The 24,611-nt window shown below is 45.6% G+C and carries 34 protein-coding genes; 13 read left to right on the top strand and 21 right to left on the bottom strand.

The features are described from left to right. Positions 1–9: 9 nt before the first annotated feature. The 18 genes from rplF to rpmE all read right to left on the bottom strand — a co-directional run bounded on the left by rplF (position 10) and on the right by rpmE (position 8,440). A complete protein-coding gene (gene rplF, locus BS333_RS01510) occupies positions 10–543 on the bottom strand; it encodes a 50S ribosomal protein L6 (RefSeq protein ID WP_021708927.1) in 534 nt (177 codons plus the stop codon). A 12-nt stretch (positions 544–555) separates the two neighbouring features. After that, positions 556–948: a 30S ribosomal protein S8 gene (gene rpsH, locus BS333_RS01505; RefSeq protein ID WP_005450567.1), complete on the bottom strand. Its 393-nt coding sequence runs from the start codon at positions 946–948 to the stop codon at positions 556–558. A gap of 29 nt (positions 949–977) precedes the next feature. After that, positions 978–1,283, bottom strand: a complete 306-nt coding sequence (rpsN, locus tag BS333_RS01500) for a 30S ribosomal protein S14 (protein WP_004410442.1) — start codon at positions 1,281–1,283, stop codon at positions 978–980. A 17-nt stretch (positions 1,284–1,300) separates the two neighbouring features. Beyond that, positions 1,301–1,840 (bottom strand): 50S ribosomal protein L5, encoded by a 540-nt coding sequence (gene rplE, locus BS333_RS01495; RefSeq protein WP_021708928.1) that lies wholly within the window; start codon positions 1,838–1,840, stop codon positions 1,301–1,303. A 24-nt stretch (positions 1,841–1,864) separates the two neighbouring features. Next, positions 1,865–2,182: a 50S ribosomal protein L24 gene (gene rplX, locus BS333_RS01490; protein ID WP_005435084.1), complete on the bottom strand. Its 318-nt coding sequence runs from the start codon at positions 2,180–2,182 to the stop codon at positions 1,865–1,867. Between the two features lie 13 nt (positions 2,183–2,195). Continuing rightward, positions 2,196–2,567: a 50S ribosomal protein L14 gene (rplN, locus tag BS333_RS01485; RefSeq protein ID WP_004410450.1), complete on the bottom strand. Its 372-nt coding sequence runs from the start codon at positions 2,565–2,567 to the stop codon at positions 2,196–2,198. A gap of 165 nt (positions 2,568–2,732) precedes the next feature. Continuing rightward, positions 2,733–2,987, bottom strand: coding sequence for a 30S ribosomal protein S17 (rpsQ, locus tag BS333_RS01480; RefSeq protein WP_021708929.1), 255 nt, complete (start codon positions 2,985–2,987; stop codon positions 2,733–2,735). Next, positions 2,987–3,178, bottom strand: coding sequence for a 50S ribosomal protein L29 (rpmC, locus tag BS333_RS01475; RefSeq protein ID WP_004410456.1), 192 nt, complete (start codon positions 3,176–3,178; stop codon positions 2,987–2,989). The genes rpsQ and rpmC overlap by 1 nt, the downstream gene beginning before the upstream one ends. Then, entirely contained in the window at positions 3,178–3,588 is a 411-nt protein-coding gene (gene rplP / locus BS333_RS01470) for a 50S ribosomal protein L16 (protein WP_021708930.1), read from the bottom strand. Before rplP ends, rpmC begins: the two co-directional genes overlap by 1 nt. Before the next feature lie 11 nt (positions 3,589–3,599). After that, on the bottom strand, positions 3,600–4,298 hold the full coding sequence (gene rpsC, locus BS333_RS01465) for a 30S ribosomal protein S3 (protein ID WP_005435080.1): 699 nt from the start codon (positions 4,296–4,298) through the stop codon (positions 3,600–3,602). Positions 4,299–4,316: 18 nt separating this feature from the next. Beyond that, a complete protein-coding gene (gene rplV / locus BS333_RS01460; RefSeq protein ID WP_005528535.1) occupies positions 4,317–4,649 on the bottom strand; it encodes a 50S ribosomal protein L22 in 333 nt (110 codons plus the stop codon). A 10-nt stretch (positions 4,650–4,659) separates the two neighbouring features. Beyond that, positions 4,660–4,938 (bottom strand): 30S ribosomal protein S19, encoded by a 279-nt coding sequence (rpsS, locus tag BS333_RS01455; RefSeq protein WP_005435078.1) that lies wholly within the window; start codon positions 4,936–4,938, stop codon positions 4,660–4,662. Positions 4,939–4,959: 21 nt separating this feature from the next. Next, a complete protein-coding gene (gene rplB, locus BS333_RS01450; RefSeq protein WP_021708931.1) occupies positions 4,960–5,784 on the bottom strand; it encodes a 50S ribosomal protein L2 in 825 nt (274 codons plus the stop codon). A 15-nt stretch (positions 5,785–5,799) separates the two neighbouring features. Continuing rightward, on the bottom strand, positions 5,800–6,105 hold the full coding sequence (gene rplW / locus BS333_RS01445; RefSeq protein WP_021708932.1) for a 50S ribosomal protein L23: 306 nt from the start codon (positions 6,103–6,105) through the stop codon (positions 5,800–5,802). Next, a complete protein-coding gene (gene rplD / locus BS333_RS01440; RefSeq protein WP_005435074.1) occupies positions 6,102–6,704 on the bottom strand; it encodes a 50S ribosomal protein L4 in 603 nt (200 codons plus the stop codon). The genes rplW and rplD overlap by 4 nt, the downstream gene beginning before the upstream one ends. Before the next feature lie 17 nt (positions 6,705–6,721). Continuing rightward, positions 6,722–7,351 (bottom strand): 50S ribosomal protein L3, encoded by a 630-nt coding sequence (gene rplC, locus BS333_RS01435; RefSeq protein WP_021708933.1) that lies wholly within the window; start codon positions 7,349–7,351, stop codon positions 6,722–6,724. Positions 7,352–7,365: 14 nt separating this feature from the next. After that, entirely contained in the window at positions 7,366–7,677 is a 312-nt protein-coding gene (gene rpsJ / locus BS333_RS01430) for a 30S ribosomal protein S10 (protein WP_005392381.1), read from the bottom strand. A 544-nt stretch (positions 7,678–8,221) separates the two neighbouring features. Continuing rightward, on the bottom strand, positions 8,222–8,440 hold the full coding sequence (rpmE, locus tag BS333_RS01425) for a 50S ribosomal protein L31 (protein ID WP_021708934.1): 219 nt from the start codon (positions 8,438–8,440) through the stop codon (positions 8,222–8,224). 309 nt (positions 8,441–8,749) lie between these two features. On the opposite strand from rpmE, the gene priA reads away from it, so the two are divergent. The 7 genes from priA to rraA all read left to right on the top strand — a co-directional run bounded on the left by priA (position 8,750) and on the right by rraA (position 16,933). After that, positions 8,750–10,951 (top strand): primosomal protein N', encoded by a 2,202-nt coding sequence (gene priA, locus BS333_RS01420; RefSeq protein ID WP_021708935.1) that lies wholly within the window; start codon positions 8,750–8,752, stop codon positions 10,949–10,951. Positions 10,952–11,151: 200 nt separating this feature from the next. Further along, the gene (gene cytR / locus BS333_RS01415) at positions 11,152–12,156 is read left to right on the top strand and encodes a DNA-binding transcriptional regulator CytR (RefSeq protein ID WP_021708936.1); all 1,005 of its coding nucleotides are present in this window, start codon (positions 11,152–11,154) and stop codon (positions 12,154–12,156) included. A gap of 284 nt (positions 12,157–12,440) precedes the next feature. Next, a complete protein-coding gene (locus BS333_RS01410) occupies positions 12,441–12,986 on the top strand; it encodes an SPOR domain-containing protein (RefSeq protein ID WP_033003481.1) in 546 nt (181 codons plus the stop codon). Between the two features lie 141 nt (positions 12,987–13,127). Further along, complete coding sequence (gene hslV / locus BS333_RS01405; RefSeq protein ID WP_021708938.1) at positions 13,128–13,679, top strand: ATP-dependent protease subunit HslV; 552 nt, start codon at positions 13,128–13,130, stop codon at positions 13,677–13,679. Between the two features lie 23 nt (positions 13,680–13,702). Continuing rightward, positions 13,703–15,034 carry an HslU--HslV peptidase ATPase subunit gene (gene hslU, locus BS333_RS01400; protein WP_021708939.1) on the top strand — a complete coding sequence of 444 codons (1,332 nt, stop codon included), beginning with the start codon at positions 13,703–13,705 and terminating at the stop codon, positions 15,032–15,034. A gap of 409 nt (positions 15,035–15,443) precedes the next feature. Next, positions 15,444–16,361, top strand: a complete 918-nt coding sequence (locus BS333_RS01395) for a 1,4-dihydroxy-2-naphthoate polyprenyltransferase (protein WP_021708940.1) — start codon at positions 15,444–15,446, stop codon at positions 16,359–16,361. A 74-nt stretch (positions 16,362–16,435) separates the two neighbouring features. After that, complete coding sequence (gene rraA, locus BS333_RS01390) at positions 16,436–16,933, top strand: ribonuclease E activity regulator RraA (RefSeq protein WP_021708941.1); 498 nt, start codon at positions 16,436–16,438, stop codon at positions 16,931–16,933. Between the two features lie 84 nt (positions 16,934–17,017). Here rraA and glpX read toward each other — a convergent pair whose 3' ends face one another. After that, positions 17,018–18,025: a class II fructose-bisphosphatase gene (glpX, locus tag BS333_RS01385; protein WP_021708942.1), complete on the bottom strand. Its 1,008-nt coding sequence runs from the start codon at positions 18,023–18,025 to the stop codon at positions 17,018–17,020. Between the two features lie 343 nt (positions 18,026–18,368). Here glpX and zapB point away from each other — a divergent pair, with 343 nt between their 5' ends. From zapB to BS333_RS01370, 3 genes are all read left to right on the top strand, one after another. After that, positions 18,369–18,611 (top strand): cell division protein ZapB, encoded by a 243-nt coding sequence (zapB, locus tag BS333_RS01380; protein WP_021708943.1) that lies wholly within the window; start codon positions 18,369–18,371, stop codon positions 18,609–18,611. Positions 18,612–18,786: 175 nt separating this feature from the next. Continuing rightward, a complete protein-coding gene (locus tag BS333_RS01375) occupies positions 18,787–19,404 on the top strand; it encodes a helix-turn-helix transcriptional regulator (RefSeq protein WP_021708944.1) in 618 nt (205 codons plus the stop codon). 96 nt (positions 19,405–19,500) lie between these two features. After that, positions 19,501–19,824: a DUF3135 domain-containing protein gene (locus BS333_RS01370; RefSeq protein ID WP_021708945.1), complete on the top strand. Its 324-nt coding sequence runs from the start codon at positions 19,501–19,503 to the stop codon at positions 19,822–19,824. Between the two features lie 47 nt (positions 19,825–19,871). Here the strand turns inward: BS333_RS01370 and BS333_RS01365 are convergent, their stop codons facing one another. Together BS333_RS01365 and BS333_RS01360 are read right to left on the bottom strand one after the other, a co-directional pair. Then, on the bottom strand, positions 19,872–20,294 hold the full coding sequence (locus BS333_RS01365) for a DUF805 domain-containing protein (RefSeq protein WP_021708946.1): 423 nt from the start codon (positions 20,292–20,294) through the stop codon (positions 19,872–19,874). 134 nt (positions 20,295–20,428) lie between these two features. After that, positions 20,429–20,779 carry a 5-carboxymethyl-2-hydroxymuconate Delta-isomerase gene (locus BS333_RS01360; protein ID WP_021708947.1) on the bottom strand — a complete coding sequence of 117 codons (351 nt, stop codon included), beginning with the start codon at positions 20,777–20,779 and terminating at the stop codon, positions 20,429–20,431. 319 nt (positions 20,780–21,098) lie between these two features. Between BS333_RS01360 and tpiA the strand changes: the two genes are divergently transcribed. The 3 genes from tpiA (at position 21,099) to BS333_RS01345 (ending at position 24,497) form a co-directional block, all read left to right on the top strand. Then, positions 21,099–21,869 (top strand): triose-phosphate isomerase, encoded by a 771-nt coding sequence (tpiA, locus tag BS333_RS01355; RefSeq protein WP_021708948.1) that lies wholly within the window; start codon positions 21,099–21,101, stop codon positions 21,867–21,869. A 325-nt stretch (positions 21,870–22,194) separates the two neighbouring features. Then, complete coding sequence (locus BS333_RS01350) at positions 22,195–23,544, top strand: MBL fold metallo-hydrolase RNA specificity domain-containing protein (protein WP_021708949.1); 1,350 nt, start codon at positions 22,195–22,197, stop codon at positions 23,542–23,544. A gap of 104 nt (positions 23,545–23,648) precedes the next feature. Continuing rightward, a complete protein-coding gene (locus BS333_RS01345; protein ID WP_021708950.1) occupies positions 23,649–24,497 on the top strand; it encodes an alpha/beta hydrolase in 849 nt (282 codons plus the stop codon). The last annotated feature ends 114 nt before the right edge of the window (positions 24,498–24,611 follow it).

Genomic DNA, 24,611 nt, shown 5'->3' with positions numbered 1-24,611 from the left:
AGTGTTACCTTACTTCTTCTTAGCTTCTTTAGTACGCACATTTTCATCTGCGTAACGAACACCTTTACCTTTGTAAGGCTCAGGCTCACGGTAAGAACGAATGTCAGCCGCAACTTGACCAACTAGTTGCTTATCACAACCAGTAATGATGATTTCAGTTTGGCTTGGACATTCAGCTTTAATACCCGCTGGCAACTCGTGCTCAACTGGGTGAGAGAAGCCTAGTGTTAGACCTACAGCGTTGCCTTTGATAGCAGCACGGTAACCAACACCTTTAAGTGTTAGCTTCTTAGTAAAGCCTTCAGTAACACCAACAACCATGTTGTTAACTAGAGCGCGAGCTGTACCAGCTTGTGCCCATGCGTTAGCAAAACCTTCTTTAGGACCGAAAGTTAGGTTGTTTTCTTCCTGAGCGATCACAACTGCGTTATTCATAACGCGAGTTAGTTCGCCTTTAGCACCTTTTACAGTGATTTCTTGGCCGTTTAGTTTCACCTCTACGCCAGCTGGAATAGCGACAGGTGCCTTAGCAACACGAGACATATTCTACTCCTATTAAGCTACGTAGCAGATGATTTCACCACCAAGACCTGCTTTACGTGCAGCGCGGTCTGACATAAGACCCTTGGAAGTAGAAACGATAGCAATACCAAGACCACCCATTACAGAAGGAAGTTGATCTTTCTTCTTGTAAACACGTAGACCTGGACGAGAAACACGTTTAAGTTGCTCGATTACTGGTTTTGCTTGGAAGTACTTAAGTGTAACTTCTAGCTCTGGTTTTGCTTCGCCTTCAACAGCGAAGTCAACGATGTAACCTTCAGCTTTCAGTAGTGCAGCGATTGCAACTTTAAGCTTTGAAGAAGGCATTTTAACAGCAACTTTGTTTGCTGCTTGACCGTTACGAACACGGGTCAGCATATCCGAAATCGGATCTTGCATGCTCATATGATTTACTCCAAATGATTAAGTGGCAATTACCAGCTAGCCTTACGAAGACCCGGAATCTCGCCTTTCATGCAAGCTTCACGAACCTTAATACGGCTTAGACCGAACTTACGTAGGTAACCGTGTGGACGACCAGTTTGGTTACAACGGTTGCGCTGACGTGATGCACTTGAATCACGTGGAAGAGATTGCAGTGTAAGAACCGCATTCCAACGATCTTCTTCAGATGCGTTTACATCGCTGATGATAGCTTTTAGCGCAGCACGCTTTTCAGCGAACTTAGCTACTAGCTTCGCACGTTTTGCTTCACGTGCTTTCATTGAATTTTTAGCCATAACAGTAACCCTTCACCTTACTTACGGAATGGGAAGTTAAAGGCAGCCAGCAGAGCACGGCCTTCCTCATCAGTACCAGCAGACGTCGTAATAGTGATGTCTAGACCGCGTACTCGATCAACTTTATCAAAGTCGATTTCCGGGAAGATGATTTGCTCGCGAACGCCCATGCTGTAGTTACCGCGTCCGTCAAAAGACTTAGCGCTAACACCACGGAAGTCACGTACACGTGGAAGTGCGATCGAGATTAAACGCTCGAAAAAATCCCACATACGTTCGCCACGCAAGGTTACTTTACAACCGATAGGGTAGCCTTCGCGGATTTTGAAACCTGCAACAGATTTACGCGCTTTAGTGATAAGTGGCTTTTGACCAGAGATCGTTGCCATATCAGCAGCTGCGTTTTCTAGCAGTTTCTTATCGTTGATTGCTTCACCAACACCCATGTTTAGGGTGATTTTCTCGATTCTAGGGACTTGCATGACGCTTGTGTAGCTGAACTCTTTGGTCAGTTCAGCGACTACAGACGACTTGTAGTAATCATGCAGTTTCGCCATAGTAGAACTCCAAATTACTTCTAATTAGTTAGAAACGATTTCGTTGTTAGATTTAAAGAAACGTACTTTCTTACCATCTTCAAAACGGAAACCGATACGGTCAGCTTTACCAGTAGCTGCGTTAAAGATCGCCACGTTAGAAACGTCGATTGCTGCTTCTTGCTCTACGATACCGCCTTGGATACCTAGTGCAGGAACAGGTTTCTGGTGTTTCTTAACAAGGTTGATACCTTCAACGATAACTTTACCAGTTGCTAGGACCTTAGTTACTTTACCTTTCTTGCCTTTGTCTTTACCAGCAAGAACGATTACTTCGTCATTACGACGGATTTTAGCTGCCATTTCTACGTGCTCCTTACAGAACTTCTGGAGCCAGTGAAACGATCTTCATGAACTTATCGCCACGAAGTTCGCGTGTCACAGGACCAAAGATACGTGTACCGATTGGTTGCTCAGTGTTGTCGTTTAACAATACGCAAGCGTTTCGGTCGAAGCGAATGACAGAACCGTCAGGACGACGTACGCCTTTACGGGTGCGCACTACCACCGCCTTCAGAACGTCACCTTTTTTAACTTTACCGCGAGGAATTGCTTCCTTAACAGTAACTTTGATAACGTCACCGATATGTGCATAACGGCGGTGAGAGCCACCCAGAACCTTAATACACATTACGCTGCGTGCGCCTGAGTTATCAGCTGCGTCCAGCATACTTTGCATTTGGATCATGTTAGTGCTCCGCTAAATTATAAAAAAACTAGACCCTCTCGGGTCGGGCTGCCTCTTTAAAAGGGACGCGAATTGTACCACCCTTTTTTGTGATTGGGTAGTCAAAAAATAAGCGGCCCCAAAAATATTTTTTTGGAGCCGCTTTTTACCTAAGAACAGTGAAGATTAAACCTTCGCTTTTTCTAGGACTTTTACCAATGTCCAAGACTTAGTCTTAGACAGAGGACGACACTCTGCGATTTCAACTGTGTCGCCTAGGCCACACTCGTTGTTCTCGTCATGTGCGTGTACTTTGGTCGTACGCTTTACGAATTTACCGTAAATTGGGTGTTTCACCATGCGTTCGATAGAAACAACGATAGACTTGTCCATCTTGTCGCTAATTACACGACCTTGTTGAGTACGTTTTACTTCGCTCATTATGCGCCTGCCTTCTCAGTCAAAACAGTTTTCACACGTGCGATATCACGGCGTACAGCTTTCAGAGTATGAGTTTGCTGTAGCTGACCAGTTGCAGCTTGCATGCGCAAGTTGAACTGTTCGCGTAGCAAATTCAATAGCTCAGCGTTAAGCTCTTCAACGCTTTTCTCGCGTAGATCTTGTGCTTTCATCACATCACCTGCTTAGTTACAAATGTAGTCTTGAAAGGCAGTTTACGAGCCGCTAGGCGGAACGCTTCACGTGCCAATTCTTCAGGTACACCATCCATTTCGTACATTACCTTTCCAGGTTGGATTTGGGCTACCCAGTACTCAACGTTACCTTTACCCTTACCTTGACGAACTTCAAGTGGTTTTTCTGTGATTGGTTTGTCTGGGAACACACGGATCCAGATTTTACCTTGACGCTTAACGTGACGTGTCATTGCACGACGTGCCGCTTCGATTTGACGAGCAGTTAGACGACCACGGCCAACAGCTTTAAGACCGAATTCGCCGAAGCTTACATCAGTACCTTTAGCTAGACCACGGTTACGACCAGTCTGAACCTTACGGAACTTAGTACGTTTAGGTTGTAGCATCTGTCGACTCCTTACTTACGGCCTTTACGCTGCTTCTTAGGCTTATCGCCTTTAGGCTCTACAGCGTTAGCTGCTGGCATACCACCTAGGATCTCACCTTTGAAGATCCAAGTTTTAATGCCGATCACACCGTATTGAGTGTGAGCCGAAGAAGTTGCGTAATCAATGTCTGCACGTAGAGTGTGTAGAGGTACACGACCTTCACGGTACCACTCAGAACGTGCGATTTCAGCGCCGCCTAGACGACCGCTTACTTCCACTTTGATGCCTTTAGCGCCTAGACGCATTGCATTTTGTACCGCGCGCTTCATAGCACGACGGAACATAACACGACGCTCTAGCTGAGACGCGATGCTGTCACCAACAAGTTGCGCATCAAGTTCAGGCTTACGTACTTCAGCGATGTTAATTTGCGCTGGTACACCTGCAATTTTTGCTACAGCTGCGCGTAGTTTCTCTACGTCTTCACCTTTCTTACCGATTACAACGCCTGGACGAGCAGTGTGAATAGTCACACGGATGCTCTTAGCAGGACGCTCGATAACGATACGTGAAAGAGACGCTTTTTGTAGTTCCTTAGTTAGGAACTGACGTACCTTGAAGTCGCCGTCTAGGTTGTCAGCGAAATCTTTGGTGTTAGCAAACCATGTAGCATTCCAAGGCTTAACGATGCCAAGACGAATACCATTAGGATGTACTTTTTGACCCATTGCTTACTCTCCTAGTCTCTAGCGATCTGCTACAACAACAGTGATGTGGCTTGAACGCTTCAAGATACGATCCGCACGACCTTTAGCACGAGGCATAATACGCTTCATGGTTGGGCCTTCATCTACAAAGATTTTTGCGACATTCAGATCGTCAATATCTGCACCTTCGTTGTGCTCCGCGTTTGCGATAGCAGACTCAAGAACTTTCTTAACAAGAACAGCAGCTTTTTTGTTGCTGAATGTTAGGATTTCTAGAGCTTGGTCAACAGATTTACCACGAATTAGATCCGCAACTAAGCGAGCTTTCTGAGGCGAAATGCGAGCAAAGTTATGTTTAGCAATAGCTTCCATTATTTACTCCTTAACGCTTCTTAGCTTTCTTATCCGCAGCGTGACCGCGGTAAGTACGTGTTGGTGCGAATTCACCCAGTTTGTGACCGATCATTTCTTCAGTTACAAATACTGGTACGTGCTGACGACCATTATGGACAGCGATGGTCAAACCGATCATCGTAGGGATGATCATTGAACGACGGGACCAAGTCTTAATAGGCTTTTTGTCTCCGCTTTCCACCGCTTTCTCTACCTTCTTCAGCAAGTGTAGGTCAATAAATGGACCTTTCTTGAGAGAACGTGGCATGGCGATTCCTCTTTAAATAGATTACTTGTTACGACGACGTACGATGTACTTGTCAGTGCGTTTGTTCTTACGAGTCTTGTAGCCTTTAGTTGGCATACCCCAAGGAGATACTGGATGACGGCCACCAGAAGTACGACCTTCACCACCACCGTGTGGGTGATCAACCGGGTTCATTACTACACCACGTACGGTTGGACGTACGCCGCGCCAGCGTGAAGCACCAGCTTTACCAAGTTCACGTAGCATGTGCTCAGAGTTACCAACTTCACCGATTGTTGCACGGCCTTCAGAAAGAACTTTGCGCATCTCGCCAGAACGTAGACGGATAGTTACGTACGCACCGTCGCGAGCAACGATTTGAGCGTAAGCACCAGCCGAACGAGCTAGCTGACCACCTTTACCAGGTTTAAGTTCAACGTTATGTACAGTTGAACCTACTGGGATGTTACGCATTGGTAGCGTGTTACCAGCTTTAATCGGTGCATCAACACCTGACTGAACAACATCACCTGCTGCAACACCTTTAGGTGCTAGGATGTAGCGACGCTCACCGTCTTTGTAAAGAACTAGAGCAATGTTTGCGCTACGGTTTGGATCGTATTCTAGACGCTCAACTTTCGCTGGGATGCCATCTTTAGTACGCTTGAAGTCAATAACACGGTAGTGGTGCTTGTGACCACCGCCGATGTGACGTACTGTGATACGACCGTTGTTGTTACGACCACCGTTCTTAGAGTTTTTCTCTAGAAGAGGTGCGTATGGCTTGCCCTTGTGTAGGTCAGCGTTAACAACTTTAACGACGTGACGACGACCAGGGGAAGTCGGCTTACATTTAACAATAGCCATTCTTAACTACTCCTGTTATTCCGCGCCGCCAGTAAAGTCAATATCTTGACCTTCTTTCAAGGTAACGTACGCTTTCTTAACGTCGCTGCGGCGACCTTGGCGTAGACCTTGACGTTTGGTCTTACCCTTAGTGATAAGAGTATTTACAGACTTAACTTCAACATCTTCAAAAAGCTTTTCTACAGCTGCTTTGATCTCTTTTTTAGTTGCATCTTTCGCTACTTTGAAAACGATAGTGTTCGCTTTCTCAGCTACCATAGTTGCTTTTTCAGAGACGTGCGGAGCACGTAGAATTTTTAGGATACGCTCTTCAGTGATCATGCTAGCATCTCCTCAACTTGCTTAACTGCTTCAGCAGTCATTACAACTTTGTCGAACGCGATCAGTGAAACTGGGTCGATACCAGCAACGTCACGTGCGTCAACTTTGTATAGGTTACGAGCAGCTAGGAATAGATTCTCATCTACTTCGCTAGTCACGATAAGCGCGTCAGTTAGCTCAAGCTCTTTAAGCTTAGCTACAAGCTCTTTGGTCTTTGGCGCTTCAACTGAGAAGTTATCAACAACGATTAGACGCTCTTGACGAACTAGCTCAGAAAGAATGCTCTTCATAGCACCACGGTACATTTTTTTGTTTACTTTTTGGCTGTGATCTTGTGGTTTCGCAGCAAAAGTAACACCACCTGTACGCCAGATTGGGCTACGGATTGTACCAGCACGTGCACGGCCAGTACCTTTTTGACGCCATGGCTTAGCGCCACCGCCAGAAACTTCTGAACGTGTTTTTTGAGCACGTGTACCTTGACGAGCACCTGCTGCAAATGCAACAACTACTTGGTGTACAAGAGCTTCGTTAAACTCACGTCCGAAAGTAGTTTCGGAAACAGTTAGTGCATCAGCACCTTTAACCATTAGTTCCATTACTTACTCCTGAGACGTTATGCTTTAACAGCTGGTTTAACGATCACGTTGCCACCTGTTGAGCCTGGTACTGCACCTTTGATAAGAAGCAGATTGCGCTCAGCGTCAACACGTACGATCTCTAGGTTTTGAGTCGTTACACGCTCAGCACCCATGTGACCTGCCATTTTCTTGCCTTTAAATACGCGACCTGGAGTTTGACATTGGCCAATTGAACCCGGTGCACGGTGAGACAATGAGTTACCGTGAGTCATATCTTGAGTACGGAAGTTCCAACGCTTAACAGCGCCTTGGAAACCTTTACCCTTAGATGTACCAGTAACGTCTACTTTTTTAGTTTCGTTGAATAGCTCAACTGTTAGCTCAGCGCCAACTGTGAACTCTTCACCGTTTTCCAAACGGAATTCCCAAAGACCACGACCAGCTTCAACACCAGCTTTAGCAAAGTGACCTGCTTCTGGCTTAGTTACGCGGTTAGCTTTCTTTGTACCAGTAGTTACCTGGATTGCTGCGTAGCCGTCAGTTTCAAGTGTTTTAACTTGAGACACACGGTTAGCTTCAACTTCAACAACTGTTACTGGGATAGAAACGCCGTCTTCAGTAAATACGCGGGTCATACCCACTTTACGACCGATTAGACCAATCATTCTTCTAATCTCCCTTAACCTAGGCTAATTTGAACGTCAACGCCCGCAGCAAGGTCTAGACGCATTAGAGCATCAACAGTTTTTTCTGTTGGCTCAACGATGTCGATTAGACGCTTGTGAGTACGGATTTCGTACTGGTCACGTGCTTTCTTGTTAACGTGTGGAGAGATAAGAACTGTGAAACGCTCTTTACGAGTAGGTAGTGGGATTGGACCACGAACCTGTGCGCCAGTGCGCTTAGCTGTTTCAACGATTTCCGCTGTAGAAGCGTCGATTAGTTTGTAATCGAAAGCTTTTAGGCGGATACGGATACGTTGGTTCTGCATGAGACAGAGCTCCAATATTAGTAAATTACACAAACAATATCGCCACTCAAACTCGTTAAGACGAGAGAATGCCGATTGATTTATGTGAAACCGTAGCATCCAAGATTAGGACGCATTGTCAGTTAATTTTCGATTAACTATCCCTACATGCCAAAGTCACCTTTGGGGATAGTTTTTCCGAAGAAAAGATAGCTAATTGTATTAACCGCGAACATAAGCTGAGTCTACATTACCTTGTAAAACCGGAGATTTACTCGCTCCTCATTGCTCATTGGTTCACAACTGGCTTAACCAGTGCGACGCATTATACAGATCACACTTTAGTATGCAAGCACTGAGTGAAAAATAATCGCATAAAATTTCAGCTTAAATGGCTTAAGTCTACGGAGCTCTAATTTGCAAAGGGGCTAAATCTTCAAAGGGGCTGGGTCTGAAAATAGAACGCAGCAACAAATGAGCTGGTCTATAAAGGAATGGGAACAGCAGAAACACAAAAGGACGCCGTAGCGCCCTTTTTAAGCAGAAAGAATAATAGCGTCGGCTATTACTTCTTGCTTGATAGTGCGCCGAAACGCTTGTTGAAGCGATCAACACGGCCGCCAGTATCAACGATACGTTGCTTACCAGTGTAGAATGGGTGACACTTGTCACATACGTCTAGGTGGATAGACTCTTTGTCTAGAGTTGATTTGAACTCAAAAGAGTTGCCACAAGAACAAGTCGCTTTTACTGCTTTGTATTCTGGGTGGATACCAGCTTTCATGGGATAACCTCAATAGTAGGCCGTGTCGCTATACGAATCAAAGCCGCACACCACACGTAATTAATATAAAAATGTGATACCGCATCTGCTTATAGCTGAAGCCATATCTCAAGGCGCAGTATAATAATGAATCACTGTGCCCTGATCAACACATTTGGCAATTATTTCACCATTTTTTATCTTTGGTCTTTTTTGCTTTTTGTTCTTTGAGCAAGCCGGTTTGGCTTATGAGGTAAACTGTCTCTTCTTATCAAGCGCATCTTCTTATAAACTGTTTATCTATTCCTATTTATTTAGCTTTAAGATTCTATGCGTCCAACCATCGCCAGAGTGGCTTTGCCAGTCCCGCTCGATAAGCAATTTGACTACCTTATTCCTGGGCATCTCTTTCCGCTGATTGGTGGTCGCGTCTCTGTGCCTTTTGGTCGACAAACCTTAGTTGGCGTCGTTACCGCCTTAGTCGAGCATTCAGACTTTCCTCGAGAGCAACTTAAACCACTCAAAGCGGTATTAGATTCTCAGCCAATCTGGCCGGATAAGCTTTATTCTTTGCTTCATTGGTGCAGCCAGTTTTATCAATATCCACTCGGAGATACCCTACACAACGCAATGCCAGCGGCTTTACGAAAAGGCAAGCCTGCGGATTTCGCTACTTTGCAAGAATGGCAAATCACGCCATTGGGTAAAGATAAACTGATGCAGGGCTTGGGCCGGGCAGTCAAACAACATCGTGCTTTACAAATGCTGGTCAATGGCCCGGTTCCACATCAAGCTTTCATCGACCAAGAAATTGGCTCTACCGTGCTTAAGTCTTTGCAAGACAAAGGTTGGGTCGAGCGCATAGAAAAAAAGCCGACGATTGCCAAATGGGGCCAACAAGTCGAATGCGATGTAGAAAAACCCAAACTCAATCATGAACAGGCGCTCGCAATTGCTAGCGTTAACAGTCAAACTGGCTTTGCCTGCTATTTATTAGAAGGCGTGACAGGCTCAGGAAAAACTGAAGTCTATCTCAATCTTATCAAGCCAGTGCTAGAACAAGGCAAGCAAGCGTTGGTACTGGTGCCTGAAATTGGCTTAACGCCGCAAACGATCAATCGCTTTAAACGTCGTTTTAATGTACCTGTTGAAGTCATCCATTCTGGCCTTAATGATACTGAACGGCTCAATGCTTGGCTTTCGGCACGAGACAAAGCCGCCGGTATCATCATTGGTACGCGTTCAGCTTTACTTACACCTTTTGCCGAGCTTGGGATTATTATTGTCGACGAAGAGCATGACGCCTCTTATAAACAACAAGACAGCTTGCGCTACCACGCACGAGACGTAGCGATTATGCGCGCCCACAAAGAGCAGGTTCCGATCGTGTTAGGCTCAGCCACCCCTGCCCTTGAAACCTTGCATAACGCCCTGACTGGAAAATATCATCACCTGACTTTAACTCAACGAGCAGGCTCGGCCGTCCCGACAACCAACAAGGTGTTGGATGTTAAGGGGCTTTATCTTGAGAGTGGGCTTTCTGCACCATTAATTGCTGAAATGCGCAAACACCTTAAAGCGGGTAATCAGGTGATGCTGTTTCTCAATCGCCGTGGCTTTTCTCCTGCTTTAATGTGCCATGAATGTGGTTGGATTGCTGAATGTCAGCGTTGTGACGCTTATTATACCTTCCACCAGTACAGTAATGAGATTCGCTGTCACCACTGTGGCTCGCAGCAACCTGTGATCCATCAGTGCCATGGATGCGGCTCGACCCAATTGGTCACTGTGGGTGTGGGTACCGAACAGTTGGAATTACAACTGGCCGAGCTTTTTCCTGAATACAAAGCCATTCGTATTGATAGAGACAGCACTCGCCGTAAAGGCAGCCTAGAGCAAGCACTTGAATCAATCCGACAAGGCGAGTATCAGATTTTGCTCGGCACGCAAATGCTGGCTAAAGGTCATCACTTTCCTAACGTCACTTTAGTCGCGCTGCTTGATGTGGATGGCTCTCTATATAGCAGCGATTTCCGCGCTTCAGAACGATTGGCTCAATTATTCATTCAAGTCGCTGGTCGAGCCGGTCGAGCCAGCAAGCCCGGTGAAGTCATTTTACAAACTCATCACCCCGAGCACAGTTTATTGCAAGCTCTACTGCAGAAAGACTATCGCCACTTTGCCATGACCGCATTGGAAGAACGCAAACTCGCCCAACTGCCACCGTATAGCTTTTTAACTTTATTTAAAGCTGAAGCGAACCACAGTGAATTGGTTGAAGATTTTTTACGTCAGGTGCGCTTTACTTTGGAATCTCATCCTCTGTTTGATGACACTTGTCTTGTGCTCGGGCCAACACCATCACCTTTAGCCAAACGCGCAGGAAAATACCGCTGGCAGCTGCTGTTACAAACCCAACAACGTTCATTAATGCAAAAAATATTAACCAGTGCAAAACCTGCACTAGAATTATTACCCAATGCGAAGAAAGTTCGCTGGAGCTTGGACATAGAACCTCAAGATCTCAGCTAGTTATCCGTTCAGTTGTGGTAAATTCGGCTTGAATGTGAGAAAAATCACACAAAGGTTGTGGTTTTTGTTAAACAGACCGTAACTTTCCCCCTAAAAATGAATAGACTATTCAAATTAGTAAAATCTAAATAGAGTCGACTATAACGACTAAAGTAAAAAATCACGTCATTTTGGCGCATATTTCAAGAGGATAAATATCTATGGCGACAATGAAGGATGTTGCCCAGCTTGCAGGAGTATCCACCGCAACCGTCTCACGAGCATTGATGAACCCAGAAAAAGTTTCATCATCGACACGTAAACGAGTTGAAGATGCCGTCCTTGAAGCTGGTTATTCACCCAATTCCTTAGCCCGTAATCTACGCAGGAATGAATCCAAAACCATTGTCGCGATAGTGCCTGACATTTGTGACCCTTACTTTTCTGAAATCATTCGTGGAATTGAAGACGCTGCCATGGAAAATGGCTACTTGGTTCTGCTCGGCGACAGTGGTCAACAAAACAAACACGATAATGCCTTAGTCAATCATGTGTTCACCAAGCAAGCGGATGGCATGTTGCTACTCGGTACCGACTTGCCCTTTGATGTCAGCAAGTCAGAACAGAAAAACTTGCCACCTATGGTCATGGCATGTGAATTTGCTCCTGAGCTTGAGTTACCTACCGTTCACATTGATAACTTGACCTCAGCTTTTGAAGCGGTCAATTACCTTACCCAACTTGGGCATAAACGTATTGCGCAAATCTCTGGCCCAGAGACCGCAGCCCTGTGCCAATTCCGCCAGCAAGGATACCAACAAGCTCTACGCCGAGCTGGTATCGAGAAACAAGATAAATACAATGTCTCGGCTGAATTCTCCTTCGAGGGTGGCGTACAAGCCACACGTAAACTGTTAGAACTGCCCGATCCACCTACCGCGCTTTTCTGTCACTCCGACACGCTTGCCATTGGTGCAGTACAAGAGGCCAAACGTCTTGGCTTCCGTGTTCCTCAAGATTTATCAATCGTCGGATTTGATGATATCCAGTTCTCACAATTTTGCGATCCACCATTAACCACCATTTCTCAACCTCGTTATGAAATTGGCCGCCAAGCGATCCTCATGATGTTGGAGATACTGCGAGGCCATGAGATCCATACAGGTTCACGTTTACTGGATACAGAATTGGTCGTAAGAGCCAGTACCGCTCAGCCAGGACGTTAGCATCGAGCCAAGTTACCACAAGGTATCTGGAAATGAGCTCTGCCCAAGTCACCCCTAGATGCTGTCTTCAGTTTGTGGTCACTTGGGTATCGAACTGAGTTACCTCTGGGGTCTAAATTCTCTATCTTTAAAGTGCGCCACAAGTTGAGCATGCTATCGTAGATAATGTTTATTTCGTTCTATTATTTTCATCGAGAACAAGCAAGATTCCTCTCAACAGGGTGTTTTCTGATGCTATTCTGGATTAACATATTTGGCAGAACCCTTGATGACCAGAAGTAACCGTGGCAAATAAAGATTATGTAAGACGTGGGCGTGGCGCGCCCAAAAAGTCGTCCAAGAAAAAAGTGTCCAGCAGAAAACCTTGGCGAAGTGGCTTGTTAGCGATTCTCCTTGTCGGCGGTTTTGGCTACGGGCTTTACCTACTTAACAACGACCCTGAACCACCAGCGCCTGTCGTACAATCTAAGACGACCTCTGCCCACAAAGCAAAGCCTGCTAAAGGTCTGCCACCCCCACCAGAAGAGAAATGGGAATACGTGGAGAGCTTGCCAAAGCGTGAAATAGAAGTCGTTGCCAAAGAAATTAAGGTTTCTAAAGTTCCTTATGTCATGCAATGCGGCGCTTACAAAAAACACAGCCAAGCCGAAGATCGTAAACTGGCCATTGCCTTTCAAGGCATCACCAGTCGAGTCATCAAAAAGCCCGGCAGCTCTTGGTATCGCGTTGTACTTGGACCCTACAAGTTCAAACGTGAAGCAGAAAAAGATCGCCACAAGCTCCAGCGCGCCAAAATCGAGCCATGTTCGATTTGGAAAGAGAATCTATAGGGGTTTAGGGTTTAGATCCTAGGGTCCTAAAATCCTAGGTCCTAGGTCCTTTCTTTTAAACCTACCTTCCCCCCTTGAATCCCAAAATCCCCTCCCCCATATATTGAGTTAAATCCAAAAAGAAATAATAAGAGGTCGACTGTGACTACCATTGTATCTGTACGTCGAAACAATAAAGTCGTCATCGCGGGTGATGGCCAAGTATCCTTAGGCAACACCGTCATGAAAGGCAATGCGCGTAAAGTTCGCCGCCTATACAACAATCAAGTACTGGCTGGCTTTGCTGGCGGTACTGCTGATGCCTTTACCCTATTCGAACGCTTTGAAAGCAAACTGCAAATGCATCAAGGCCACCTAACTAAAGCAGCCGTTGAACTGGCTAAAGATTGGCGCAGCGATCGCGCTCTACGTAAACTAGAAGCACTACTGGCCGTTGCAGATGAGACTGCATCATTAATTATTACTGGTAACGGTGATGTGGTTCAGCCAGAGAACGACTTGATTGCTATTGGCTCAGGTGGTTCCTTTGCCCAAGCAGCAGCAACCGCACTCCTAGAGAACACCGATTTAGACGCGCGCACCATTGCAGAAAAAGCCCTCAACATTGCAGGCGATATTTGCGTCTTCACTAACCATAACCATACTGTGGAAGAGCTAGAATCAACGGCAGAACTTCCTAAGCCAACGGCTTAATCGTAACGAAGTAAGGAAAGAATATGTCTGAAATGACCCCTCGCGAAATTGTTCATGAACTGAACCGTCATATCATCGGTCAAGACAAAGCCAAGCGTTCTGTTGCGATTGCACTGCGTAACCGCTGGCGTCGTATGCAGTTAGAAGAAAGCCTGCGTGCAGAAGTCACACCAAAAAATATCCTGATGATCGGTCCAACCGGTGTTGGTAAAACCGAAATCGCTCGCCGCCTTGCCAAATTGGCGAACGCTCCTTTTATCAAAGTAGAAGCGACCAAATTCACTGAAGTGGGTTATGTGGGTAAAGAAGTAGAAACCATCATCCGTGATCTAACTGATGTAGCGGTAAAAATGACTCATCAACAAGCCATGGAAAAAGTGAAATTCCGTGCTGAAGAACAAGCGGAAGAGCGCGTTCTTGATGCTTTACTGCCACCAGCGCGTGATGCTTGGGGCCAAAATGAAGAGAAAGAAGAGTCCTCTAGCACTCGTCAAACCTTCCGCAAAAAACTGCGCGAAGGGCAACTCGATGATAAAGAAATTGAGATTGATATTGCCGCTCCACAAATGGGCGTCGAGATCATGGCGCCTCCGGGCATGGAAGAGATGACCAACCAACTGCAAGGGATGTTCCAAAACCTTGCCGGTGACACAAAGAAAAAGCGTAAACTGAAAATCAAAGATGCGCTGAAGGCATTAGCTGAAGAAGAAGCCGCTAAGCTGGTTAATCAAGAAGAGTTAAAAGAGTCAGCGATCTTCAATGTAGAGAACAACGGCATTGTGTTCATTGATGAAATCGACAAAATCTGTAAGCGCGGTGAAAGCTCAGGCCCTGATGTGTCTCGTGAAGGCGTGCAGCGTGACCTATTGCCTCTTATTGAAGGCAGCACCGTCTCAACCAAACACGGAATGGTCAAAACCGATCACATCCTATTTGTAACATCAGGGGCTTTCCAAGTCGCTAAGCCTTCAGATCTCATTCCTGAGCTGCAAGGTCGTCTGCCTATCCGTGTTGAACTAGAAGCGCTAACCAGTAATGACTTCAAACGTATTCTTACTGAGCCTAAAGCTTCATTAACAGAGCAGTACATCGCTCTGATGCAAACTGAGAATGTTAACGTTGAGTTTACCGAAGACGGAATCAGCCAAATTGCAGAAGCCGCTTGGACCGTTAATGAAACCACGGAAAATATCGGTGCACGTCGTCTACACACGGTGATGGAACGTCTAATGGATGAGATCTCTTACGATGCTGCCGAACAAGCAGGTGCTAAGTTCGTTATTGATGCTGCATACGTGAAAGATCGTCTTGGTGACACGGTTGAAAATGAAGACCTCAGCCGCTTCATCTTATAATCTTTATCTTGTCATGTACGCTGAAAATGATGCGACATAGCAAACAATGTAACATGGCAAATAACGCAACGTAAAAATAACGCCTGCAACACAGCCTGTGTGCGAGGCATAAGTAATCAGAGCTGAGTGACTGCACTCAGCTCTTTTTTTACCTGAAGCACTTACACTTAATGGCTTTACTCTAAGACAGCCACCTAAGACCACTAGCCGATTGCTTCAGAGCGATGACGCTAATATTTAAGCTCGATGAGACTAATACTCCAGGTCGATAACACTAATATTTCAGGTCAAGCACACCAAACAGCCTAGCAAGGTGACTTGGAGATAAGACTTTGCTTGCTTGAGATCAATAGCGCAATACATAGAGTGTGCTTATACTGGTCGCATGAGTTACCTGCACAATAAGTCCATGAAACACACTTTATCTCTCTGGCTACAAGCCGCTCGGCCGAAAACCTTACCCCTCGCTCTCGTTTCAATTTTAACTGGCAGTGTCCTCGCCTACGCAAATGGACAATGTTCCATCATCATTACTGTGATGGCGTTTATCACTGCCACTTTGTTGCAGATTCTCTCTAATTTGGCCAACGACTATGGCGATAGCCAAAAAGGCACCGATAACGATCAACGTATCGGCCCAACTCGTGCCATGCAATCAGGGGCAATTTCGGCTCAGCAAATGCGTCGCGCCATTCTGTTTAATATCATGCTGACCATATTGTCTGGGTTGATATTAGTCTTTTATGCTTTAAATAGCTTTGAAAGCATCATGGCCTTCATTGGCTTAGGGTTCACCGCTATGGTGGCGTCTATCACTTACACCATGGGGAAAAAGCCTTACGGATATGTCGGTTTGGGTGATGTCTCTGTCTTTATCTTCTTTGGTTTGCTCGGTGTAGCAGGAACCTACTTTTTGCATACGGGTCACCTAGATACATCACTGGCTTTACCGGCGATAGGCTGTGGTTTATTGGCCGTCGCAGTGCTGAATATTAATAATATGCGTGACATAGACAATGACCGTGCTTGTGGTAAACGCACCATGGCAGTGCGACTCGGTCAAAACAAAGCCAAATGCTACCACCTACTTCTGCTTGGCATCGCGCTGTTGGTCTTTGTGCTGGCCTTAATGACATTCCATAGCCCACTGTGGCTTAATTTACCGTTTTTGATCAGCATCTATGTGGTCTATTGCCATGCACAAGTTGTCTGGCAAGCCAAGCAACCTATCGACTTTGCTCCAATGATGCCAGTGATTGTGAAGTGTGCTTTGATCACCAATATGCTATTTGCCACGATCGTCATCGCTCAAACTCTAATGAGATAAACATGAATTGTCATTGCATTGACTTAATGGCTGGATATACTCAAAGACAATAGTTTCTATTTGGAAGGCACGCTATGGAATACAATACCTCAGCTCTTTGTGATATCTACCTTGAACAAGTCGATGTCGTTGAACCCATGTTCAGCAACTTCGGCGGCCGAGCTTCATTTTCCGGTCAGGTAATCACAATCAAATGTTTTGAAGACAACGCACTCATTCGCGAAACTCTAGAACAAGACGGCATGGGTAGGGTATTACTCATTGATGGCGGTGGCTCCCTACGCAGAGCACTCATTGATGCTGAAATCGCAACCCTTGCGGAAGAAAACGAATGGGAAGGCATTGTCGTTTACGGTTGTGTAAGAGAAGTGGATGTCCTAGAAGACATGAACCTCGGTATTCAAGCCTTAGCATCGATCCCAGTGGGCGCAGCAAACCAAGGGGTTGGTGAAATCGATGTTCCCGTCAATTTTGGTGGGGTGAGCTTTTTGCCTGAAGACTATATCTATGCTGACAGCACTGGCATTATTCTTTCTCCAGAGCCACTCAACATTGACCTTGAGCTGGATTAATCTTACCGATAAATATCGATTCACGCTCTAACAACAGCGATACTGGCCCTGAAGGATACGTATCGCTGTCGCAAGGCAAGCGAACTATAAAATAATATCGCGAACTTCCGGGTCTTTGCGTTCTAAGTAGTGCGTCGACTTGATGCGGCGGATTGTACGACAACGACCACGAATCAATAACGTTTCAGTTGTTGCAACATTGCCTTGGCGAGAAATACCCTCAAGCAAATCGCCTTTCGTGATACCCGTTGCTGAAAAAATGACATTATCGCTGCGCGCCATATCTTCCATTTTGAGCACCACATTGGCAGAAACGCCCATCTGCTGACAACGTTTTAACTCTTCTGCACCATGAATGCGGTTTTCTTCGCTATCGCCTTTCACCTCATGACGAGGAAGAAGTCGGCCATGCATATCCCCATCTAGCGCACGAATAACCGCAGCAGATACTACCCCTTCCGGAGCACCACCTACACAGTACATCACATCCACTTCACTATCCGGCATACAAGTAAGAATCGATGCCGCGACATCACCATCAGGCACCGCAAAAACTCGCACACCCATCGCTTGCATTTCGGCAATTACAGCATCATGACGAGGTTTAGCTAACGTGATCACGACCAAAGTATCCAACGACTTATTCAATGCCTGGGCGATATTTTCAAGGTTAACCTTTAACGGCAGATTTAAATCAATCACTCCTTTCGCACCCGGTCCAACGACAAGCTTCTCCATGTACATATCTGGTGCAGTTAAAAAACTGCCTTTTTCACCAGCGGCAAGGACAGCAAGCGCATTAGATTGCCCCATTGCAGTCATGCGGGTGCCTTCTATTGGATCCACTGCAATATCGACTTCATCACCGCCCAGTCCAACTTGCTCACCAATGTACAGCATCGGTGCATCATCAATTTCACCTTCACCAATAACGATTTCACCGCTAATGTCTGTTTTATTCAGCAAGGTACGCATAACTTCAACAGCAGCGCCATCCGCAGCATTTTTATCTCCACGGCCGAGCCATTTATAGCCAGCTAATGCAGCGCCTTCCGTCACACGGGAAAATGCCATTGCTAAATCGCGTTTCATGATGTCTCCAATAAAATAAAAGGAAGTAAAATTTGCGCGGCGATTCTAACACAATGGCGGGTAAACGTTTGCTTTTTGCGCTGGATTTACTTGAACTAAATTGCATTCGATCAATACTTAGATGATTTTTTCGTCCGACAAACAGAAAACGTCTTACTGCAACAGAGTTTGTTATCGATAAAAATCAGCGTTTAGTGAGATTGCGCCGATTTTTTAATCAAATGATGCAAAATATCGAATATAGTGGGTGTTTCTCGTCGCGACGCTGAGTAGAATGAACTCATAGGTAAGGTGCACGCGAATGCTGCGTATCGTCCCAATGGAATAAAATAGGTAGGCCAAGATGTCTTTTGAAGTACTAGAACAACTAGAAGCGAAAATTCAAACTGCAGTTGACACAATCACTCTTCTTCAGATGGAAATCGAAGAGTTAAAAGAAGATAAAGTAAAGCTTGAAACAGAAGCGAATGATCTTCGCTCTCAACGTGAAGAGCTTGAGCAGAAGTCAAATCAAACTCAGCAAGAGCACGCTCAGTGGCAAGAGCGCATTCGTGCCCTGCTTGGCAAAATGGATGAAGTGGAATAAGTTTCCTTTCAGACTCAGAATCAACAACACCCGCTCAGGCGGGTGTTGTATTTTATAGGCCCACAAACCTGACCTCTTCCAACCAAAGCCTGCCTATCCAACCACGCCGTTGTCGTGACTTGAGTATACTTCCCCTATCCCGCATAATGAGTCATGTTACAAAAGTGGTGGGTGTATGAAGAGCATTGATAAAATTTTGCAAATCGTTAAACGGGACGGCAGCGTCACAGCAAAACAGCTCTCTTCAGAACTTAGCATGACCAGCATGGGCGCTCGCCAACACCTACAAGCACTTCAAGACGATGGGCTTCTCTCTATTAACGACGTCAAAGTGAAAGTAGGACGTCCAACCCGTCATTGGTCACTGACTCAAAAAGGCCACGAGCAATTTGCCGATCATCATGGCGAACTGACGATTCAATTTATTGATGTCGTTGAACAAGTATTTGGCAAGGAAGGATTAAATAAAGTCGTTCACGAACGTGAGAAACGCACGCTTCATAACTACCAGCAACACTTAGCCAATTGTCACACCCTTGCAGATAAGCTCAACATCTTGGTCCAACTGCGCGAGCAAGAAGGCTATATGGCTGAGCTAGAGCAAGACAGCGATGGGTTTATTTTGATCGAAAATCATTGCCCGATTTGTAAAGCGGCGACGCGTTGTCCCAACTTATGCCAATCTGAATTGAATGTCTTTCAAGCTCTACTGGGTTCGCAAACCACAATCGAACGCACAGAGCATATTATTGATGGCCACCGGCGCTGCGTGTACCGTATCTCGACTGTGTAACAAATTCTTATTGATGAGACAAAAGCGATCCCTCTGCTTTCACTTGGTTTGATTGAATTACGCTTTAATTAATAACATTATTAATTGGAGTGTTCTATGTCAGAGCCGATTCAACTGCCCCCTTTTGATGAACTGGTCAAGATGGCCGAACAGGATCCTGTCGCGTTTGAGCAGTTTCGTCACGATATGGCCAATAAAGCCATTGCTGGCGCATCAGAAAGAATGCAACCAAGGCTTCGAGCACAGCAAAGCCACATTGATCAGGTGATCAGTCACTGCAAAAACCCCAACCATACCAATGTCGTATTAATGAATGAATTGAGTAAGCAGATGGTCAAATTCAGAGAAGCCCTGATGGGCGAGACGCATTCTGATCAACAGGCAGAAATTATTGAGTTGAACGGGTTTAAGTCTGAGTGATTAGGCCCTAGGTCCTAGATTCTAGAACCTAGCTCCTTCTCTTTGGGCTACTTCGGCTCTGGTCCATATTGATTATCGCCGGACGTGCCTTTCATAAAACCGCATTCAACCAAAATCCAGATTCCACACACTAAACCAAGAAAACTCGACAATATCATTGAGATATCAGGCTCTGACGAAAGTTCCATCGTCGCGGGTGAAGCCAAACGAGCGGCAATCAGAGGAATCGTAAGAACTAACCAATAGGAAGACTTATCTCGGTCGTGCCAACGTTTTGCCGTAATGGCTAAGTCAGGAATAATCAGCAAAAATAAAAAAGTAGCAAGAAGTGTATCGGCATAAGCAGGGAACAGTGCACCAGTGCTCACCGTCAGGCCGATGACCGCAAGATAGTAGAACACATTCCATAGCCAGTAAGTCTTACGGCCAATACGCCCTTGAAAAGAAAATAGTAACGCTTGAATAGACATGTACTTTCACTCTAATTTAGAAAGCCATAGATTAGCCGAAGACTAAATTAAAGTACAAAAGAAACATGTTGATGAGTTAAATACAGAAGACGGGGCGCTTCGCTTACTGAGTAAGGGAAAGGCTGCCGAGAAAACTATCCTCTGACTATTTTCTGAAAGCTATCGATGTCCATATCCCTAATATTGACCGTCAAACTATGAATATGGCTGGCTGACTCTTGCAAGACTGCCATCAACGCACGTGACAGTTCGCGTTTCTGCTCCGGTGTACGCCCCACCAGCAAATCAAAATTAATATGAATAAAATCGACACTGTCGCCTTGCTCACCGACTAACCAATTATGGCAACGTAGCGTGCGCGATTTCACTGACGCTAATTCAAATAAACCGCTATCTAATGCCGCTTGATGCAAATCTTCTAGCAGGCCTTGCACGTTCACTTGCTCATCGACAGAGTTAGAATATTCTAAAACTAAGTTTGGCATTTTGTTTCCTTGTCATTGCTTGCGTCTGAGCAACATTTCCCAGCTCAGAGCTTTTCGTAAAACTCCCATATCATGTTACTTGCTTAACTTGTTGTATTCCTAGATAAATACCTAACTTTTCGGAAATAACATACCCAATATCCAATTTTCGCTGGCAAGGTTTGACCCAATTTAAGAGCAAAATCACGAACAATACCATCTCACTCAGATAAACAAGACATGACGCCAATCATGATCTGCAGGCATTATTCTGTTATATTCCTACGTAGATTTTTTACATCAATTGACTTTATACATAGAAGAGAAGGGAGATATTCCTATGCGTCGTCCTGTAGTGATGGGTAACTGGAAACTAAACGGTAGCAAAGCAATGGTCACTGAGCTACTAGCGGGTATTAACGCTGAACTTGAAGGCGTTGAAGGTGTTGACGTAGCCGTTGCTCCACCAGCTCTTTACATCGGTCTCGCTGAGTGCGTTATCGCGGAAGGCAGTAACAAAGTTATCCTAGGTGCACAGAACACTGACTTGCACAACAGCGGTGCATTTACTGGTGATATGTCTCCAGAGATGCTGAAAGACTTCGGCGCTTCTCACATCATCATTGGTCACTCTGAGCGTCGTGAATACCACAACGAGTCAGACGAGTTCGTCGCGAAGAAATTCAACTTCCTAAAAGAAAATGGTCTAACACCTGTTTTCTGTATCGGTGAGTCTGAAGCGCAAAACGAAGCGGGCGAAACTGAAGCCGTATGTGCACGTCAAATCAATGCCGTTATCGACACTTACGGTGTTGAAGCATTAAACGATGCCATCATCGCTTACGAACCAATCTGGGCTATCGGTACTGGTAAAGCAGCAACTGCTGAAGACGCACAACGCATTCACGCGTCTATCCGTGCGCTTATCGCAGAGAAAGACAAAGCAGTAGCAGAGCAAGTGATCATTCAATACGGCGGTTCTGTTAAGCCAGAAAACGCAGAAGCTTACTTCTCACAACCAGACATCGACGGTGCGCTAGTTGGTGGTGCATCTCTTGATGCGAAAAGCTTCGTAGCAATCGCTAAAGCAGCGGCGGCCGCTAAAGCATAATGGTGCTTTATCTTACTTTAACCTCTGAGGTTTAAGTAATCTGTTCTAAAGGGATGCACGAAGCATCCCTTTTGTTTTATGTGCCAACCCTGAACTCTGTCTCTATTCTAAAAATCCACCAAGCCATTTCTCCCTATTCTAAAACACCGTCATTCTAGCGAGCGCAGCGAGACTAAGAATCTCACTTCAGTACGCGCCAAAAACCGTCCTTCATCGCACTTCAATTAAGTCCACTTTATTCCAAGCAGCATAACCACTAAGCTGCTCTACTTTAGCTCTTCAGATACAAGAACTTAATACGCTTGCTCAAGGAGGAGCAATCAGTATGACGACTCAACTTTCAAACATAGCCAGTGTGATTCATCACGGCGGCAAAGATACCGTGACGGGCTCCTGTCATGAACTCAAACTACCGCACGGCAGCATCTTAATTGACTGCGGACTGTTTCAAGGTAAAGACTTGCATTTTGCAGGACGTAAACCTTCGTTAGAAATTGAATTTTCGATTAAATCCGTTCAAGCCTTAGTACTGACCCACGCTCATATCGATCACATTGGCCGCTTACCTTGGTTACTTGCCGCTGGATTCAAAGGCCCTATCTATTGCACTCAGGCCACTGCCGAATTAGTGCCATTAATGCTTGATGATGGGCTGAAACTGCAGCTTGGTTTAAACACTGCCCAGCGCCAACAGGTGCTCAGCTTAATCAAAAAACGCCTTAAACCCTGTCGCTACCAACAATGGATCCCACTTGGCCAGCAAACCTATTTGCGATTTCAGCATGCCGGGCACATTCTTGGCTCAGCCTATGTGGAATGCAAACTGGCCAACAATGAGGTAGTGGTTTTTTCTGGCGATCTTGGCCCGTGTGATACGCCTCTTCTGCCCGATCCGTTTTCTCCTGTTCGAGCCGATTATCTCTTTATTGAATCGACCTATGGCAACAAGCAACACGAAGCGATTGCCACACGCATTCAACGCTTAAACCGTATTATTGACCATGCTCTTGCCGATGGCGGTGTCATAATGATCCCAGCTTTCAGCGTCGGCCGAACACAAGAGTTGCTGTTTGATATCGAACAACTTATCCACCAGCGCAAACTCTCAGCTCAACTGCCTGTCATTTTGGACTCACCGCTGGCGAATAAGATCACCAAAACCTATCGACGTTTCAAAAAGCTGTGGGGGCAAGAAGCCAAGCAGCGTCTCGATAGCCATCGTCACCCATTAGCTTTTGAACAATGCATCAGCGTGCAAAGTCATCGAGAACATTTGGCGCTAGTCAATCGGCTTGCTTCAACGCAACAAGCCGCTTTGGTGGTTGCAGCTTCTGGTATGTGTCAAGGTGGCAGGATCCTTAACTACCTCAAGGCCTTACTGCCAGAGAGTAAAAATGATGTGCTGTTTGCTGGCTATCAAGCGCAAGGCACACTCGGGCAAGCCATTCAAAGCGGCCAAACCAGGGTTAACATTGATGAGCAAGTCATTGAGGTTAACGCTCAAATACACACGATTTCAGGTTATTCCGCCCATGCCGATCAAGCTGACTTATTACAGTTTATCGCTGGGATACCCACCCCACCCAAAGCGGTCCATTTGATCCATGGTGAACAACATGCCAAACAAGCCTTAGCAGACAAGATAACGCCAAGCGGAATTCAAGTTGTCTTATAAGAATTCTATTTTTGTATAAGAGTTTTACTTGCTTTATGAGAATCGCAGCCGTTTTGTTAGGTCACTGACCAAGCAAACCGAATAGAGAACCACAAGGAAGAATGATGTTACTTATTACCAACCGTCAGTTAAATCGCACTCATCACCGCTTCGCTAAAACCAATGAACTGAGCCAATCTTTACTGTATTGCGAACATCAAAATGGCCAGACGCAAGAAATTGGCAGTGACTCTTGGATGGAAGCCTTATTAAGCGCTAATGTTGAACGAGTGCTGCTGTATATCCATGGTTTCAGTAATCAGCCAGAAGCGGATGTGATTAAAAACAGCTTAAAAATGCAAACCATGCTCGATAACAGCCAACCAGGTTGCGTGGTTATTCCAATCATTTGGCCATGTGATAACGATTTTGGCATCATTAAAGATTACTGGGATGATCAACTCAGCGCCGAATTATCTGGTCATGTTTTTGCCAGAGCGTTAGGCAAGCTGATCAACTGGCAGCAGCAACACGCTCCTTGTTACCGGAAAATCTCGGTATTGGCGCACTCCATGGGCAACCGAGTTCTATTAAAAAGCTTAAACACGTTTGCTAAAGAGTTTGGCCATCAAGGTGTGCCACTGATGTTTGACGAGATATTTTTAATGGCGGCAGACATTGCCAATGATGCGTTGGAAGAGGATCAAGAAGGACGTTGGATTTTAGAAGCCGCGAATCAGGTGGTGTGCTTTTATGCCAAAGATGACTACGCGATGCCAGCCAGTAAAGTGATGAACATCCCACAGCGTTCTTACACGCGTCGTCTTGGTCAAACCGGACCAAAACATCACCTTGAGCGCGTAGAGTTAATCGATTGTTCGAGCTTTAATCAAAAACTGGATTACCCCAAAGGCCATACTTATTTTCTTGATGAAAGCAGCCCAGCTTGGCAGAGAGTGGTTGGGAAGGGATAGGGTCCTAGGGTCCTAGGGTCCTAGGGTCCTAGGGTCCTAGGGTCCTAGGGTCCTAGGGTCCTAGGGTCCTAGGGTCCTAGGGTCCTAGGGTCCTAGGGTCCTAGGGTCAAGGTG

The sequence above is a fragment of the Vibrio azureus genome (genome assembly GCF_002849855.1).
In the GTDB taxonomy this organism is placed as follows: Bacteria; Pseudomonadota; Gammaproteobacteria; order Enterobacterales; family Vibrionaceae; genus Vibrio; species Vibrio azureus.
The sequence above is the reverse complement of the archived record's forward strand: the minus strand, read 5'-3'. Positions and strand labels throughout refer to the sequence as shown.

Excerpts from the sequence above, each read along its gene's own strand:
- rpmC (WP_004410456.1), bottom strand. The coding sequence starts at position 3,178 with ATGAAAGCACAAGATCTACGCGAGAAAAGCGTTGAAGAGCTTAACGCT.
- rplF (WP_021708927.1), bottom strand. The coding sequence starts at position 543 with ATGTCTCGTGTTGCTAAGGCACCTGTCGCTATTCCAGCTGGCGTAGAG.
- BS333_RS01360 (WP_021708947.1), bottom strand. The coding sequence starts at position 20,779 with ATGCCAAACTTAGTTTTAGAATATTCTAACTCTGTCGATGAGCAAGTG.
- rpmE (WP_021708934.1), bottom strand. The coding sequence starts at position 8,440 with ATGAAAGCTGGTATCCACCCAGAATACAAAGCAGTAAAAGCGACTTGT.
- BS333_RS01395 (WP_021708940.1), top strand. The coding sequence starts at position 15,444 with ATGAAACACACTTTATCTCTCTGGCTACAAGCCGCTCGGCCGAAAACC.
- rpsQ (WP_021708929.1), bottom strand. The coding sequence starts at position 2,987 with ATGAGCGAAGTAAAACGTACTCAACAAGGTCGTGTAATTAGCGACAAG.
- BS333_RS01365 (WP_021708946.1), bottom strand. The coding sequence starts at position 20,294 with ATGTCTATTCAAGCGTTACTATTTTCTTTTCAAGGGCGTATTGGCCGT.
- BS333_RS01350 (WP_021708949.1), top strand. The coding sequence starts at position 22,195 with ATGACGACTCAACTTTCAAACATAGCCAGTGTGATTCATCACGGCGGC.
- rpsJ (WP_005392381.1), bottom strand. The coding sequence starts at position 7,677 with ATGCAGAACCAACGTATCCGTATCCGCCTAAAAGCTTTCGATTACAAA.
- rplX (WP_005435084.1), bottom strand. The coding sequence starts at position 2,182 with ATGGCAGCTAAAATCCGTCGTAATGACGAAGTAATCGTTCTTGCTGGT.
- BS333_RS01375 (WP_021708944.1), top strand. The coding sequence starts at position 18,787 with ATGAAGAGCATTGATAAAATTTTGCAAATCGTTAAACGGGACGGCAGC.
- rplC (WP_021708933.1), bottom strand. The coding sequence starts at position 7,351 with ATGATTGGTCTAATCGGTCGTAAAGTGGGTATGACCCGCGTATTTACT.
- rplV (WP_005528535.1), bottom strand. The coding sequence starts at position 4,649 with ATGGAAGCTATTGCTAAACATAACTTTGCTCGCATTTCGCCTCAGAAA.
- rplE (WP_021708928.1), bottom strand. The coding sequence starts at position 1,840 with ATGGCGAAACTGCATGATTACTACAAGTCGTCTGTAGTCGCTGAACTG.
- rpsS (WP_005435078.1), bottom strand. The coding sequence starts at position 4,938 with ATGCCACGTTCTCTCAAGAAAGGTCCATTTATTGACCTACACTTGCTG.
- rplP (WP_021708930.1), bottom strand. The coding sequence starts at position 3,588 with ATGCTACAACCTAAACGTACTAAGTTCCGTAAGGTTCAGACTGGTCGT.
- rplD (WP_005435074.1), bottom strand. The coding sequence starts at position 6,704 with ATGGAACTAATGGTTAAAGGTGCTGATGCACTAACTGTTTCCGAAACT.
- rplN (WP_004410450.1), bottom strand. The coding sequence starts at position 2,567 with ATGATCCAAATGCAAAGTATGCTGGACGCAGCTGATAACTCAGGCGCA.
- rraA (WP_021708941.1), top strand. The coding sequence starts at position 16,436 with ATGGAATACAATACCTCAGCTCTTTGTGATATCTACCTTGAACAAGTC.
- glpX (WP_021708942.1), bottom strand. The coding sequence starts at position 18,025 with ATGAAACGCGATTTAGCAATGGCATTTTCCCGTGTGACGGAAGGCGCT.
- BS333_RS01345 (WP_021708950.1), top strand. The coding sequence starts at position 23,649 with ATGTTACTTATTACCAACCGTCAGTTAAATCGCACTCATCACCGCTTC.
- rpsC (WP_005435080.1), bottom strand. The coding sequence starts at position 4,298 with ATGGGTCAAAAAGTACATCCTAATGGTATTCGTCTTGGCATCGTTAAG.
- rplB (WP_021708931.1), bottom strand. The coding sequence starts at position 5,784 with ATGGCTATTGTTAAATGTAAGCCGACTTCCCCTGGTCGTCGTCACGTC.
- cytR (WP_021708936.1), top strand. The coding sequence starts at position 11,152 with ATGGCGACAATGAAGGATGTTGCCCAGCTTGCAGGAGTATCCACCGCA.
- hslU (WP_021708939.1), top strand. The coding sequence starts at position 13,703 with ATGTCTGAAATGACCCCTCGCGAAATTGTTCATGAACTGAACCGTCAT.
- zapB (WP_021708943.1), top strand. The coding sequence starts at position 18,369 with ATGTCTTTTGAAGTACTAGAACAACTAGAAGCGAAAATTCAAACTGCA.
- rplW (WP_021708932.1), bottom strand. The coding sequence starts at position 6,105 with ATGATCACTGAAGAGCGTATCCTAAAAATTCTACGTGCTCCGCACGTC.
- rpsN (WP_004410442.1), bottom strand. The coding sequence starts at position 1,283 with ATGGCTAAAAATTCAATGAAAGCACGTGAAGCAAAACGTGCGAAGCTA.
- tpiA (WP_021708948.1), top strand. The coding sequence starts at position 21,099 with ATGCGTCGTCCTGTAGTGATGGGTAACTGGAAACTAAACGGTAGCAAA.
- priA (WP_021708935.1), top strand. The coding sequence starts at position 8,750 with ATGCGTCCAACCATCGCCAGAGTGGCTTTGCCAGTCCCGCTCGATAAG.
- BS333_RS01370 (WP_021708945.1), top strand. The coding sequence starts at position 19,501 with ATGTCAGAGCCGATTCAACTGCCCCCTTTTGATGAACTGGTCAAGATG.
- rpsH (WP_005450567.1), bottom strand. The coding sequence starts at position 948 with ATGAGCATGCAAGATCCGATTTCGGATATGCTGACCCGTGTTCGTAAC.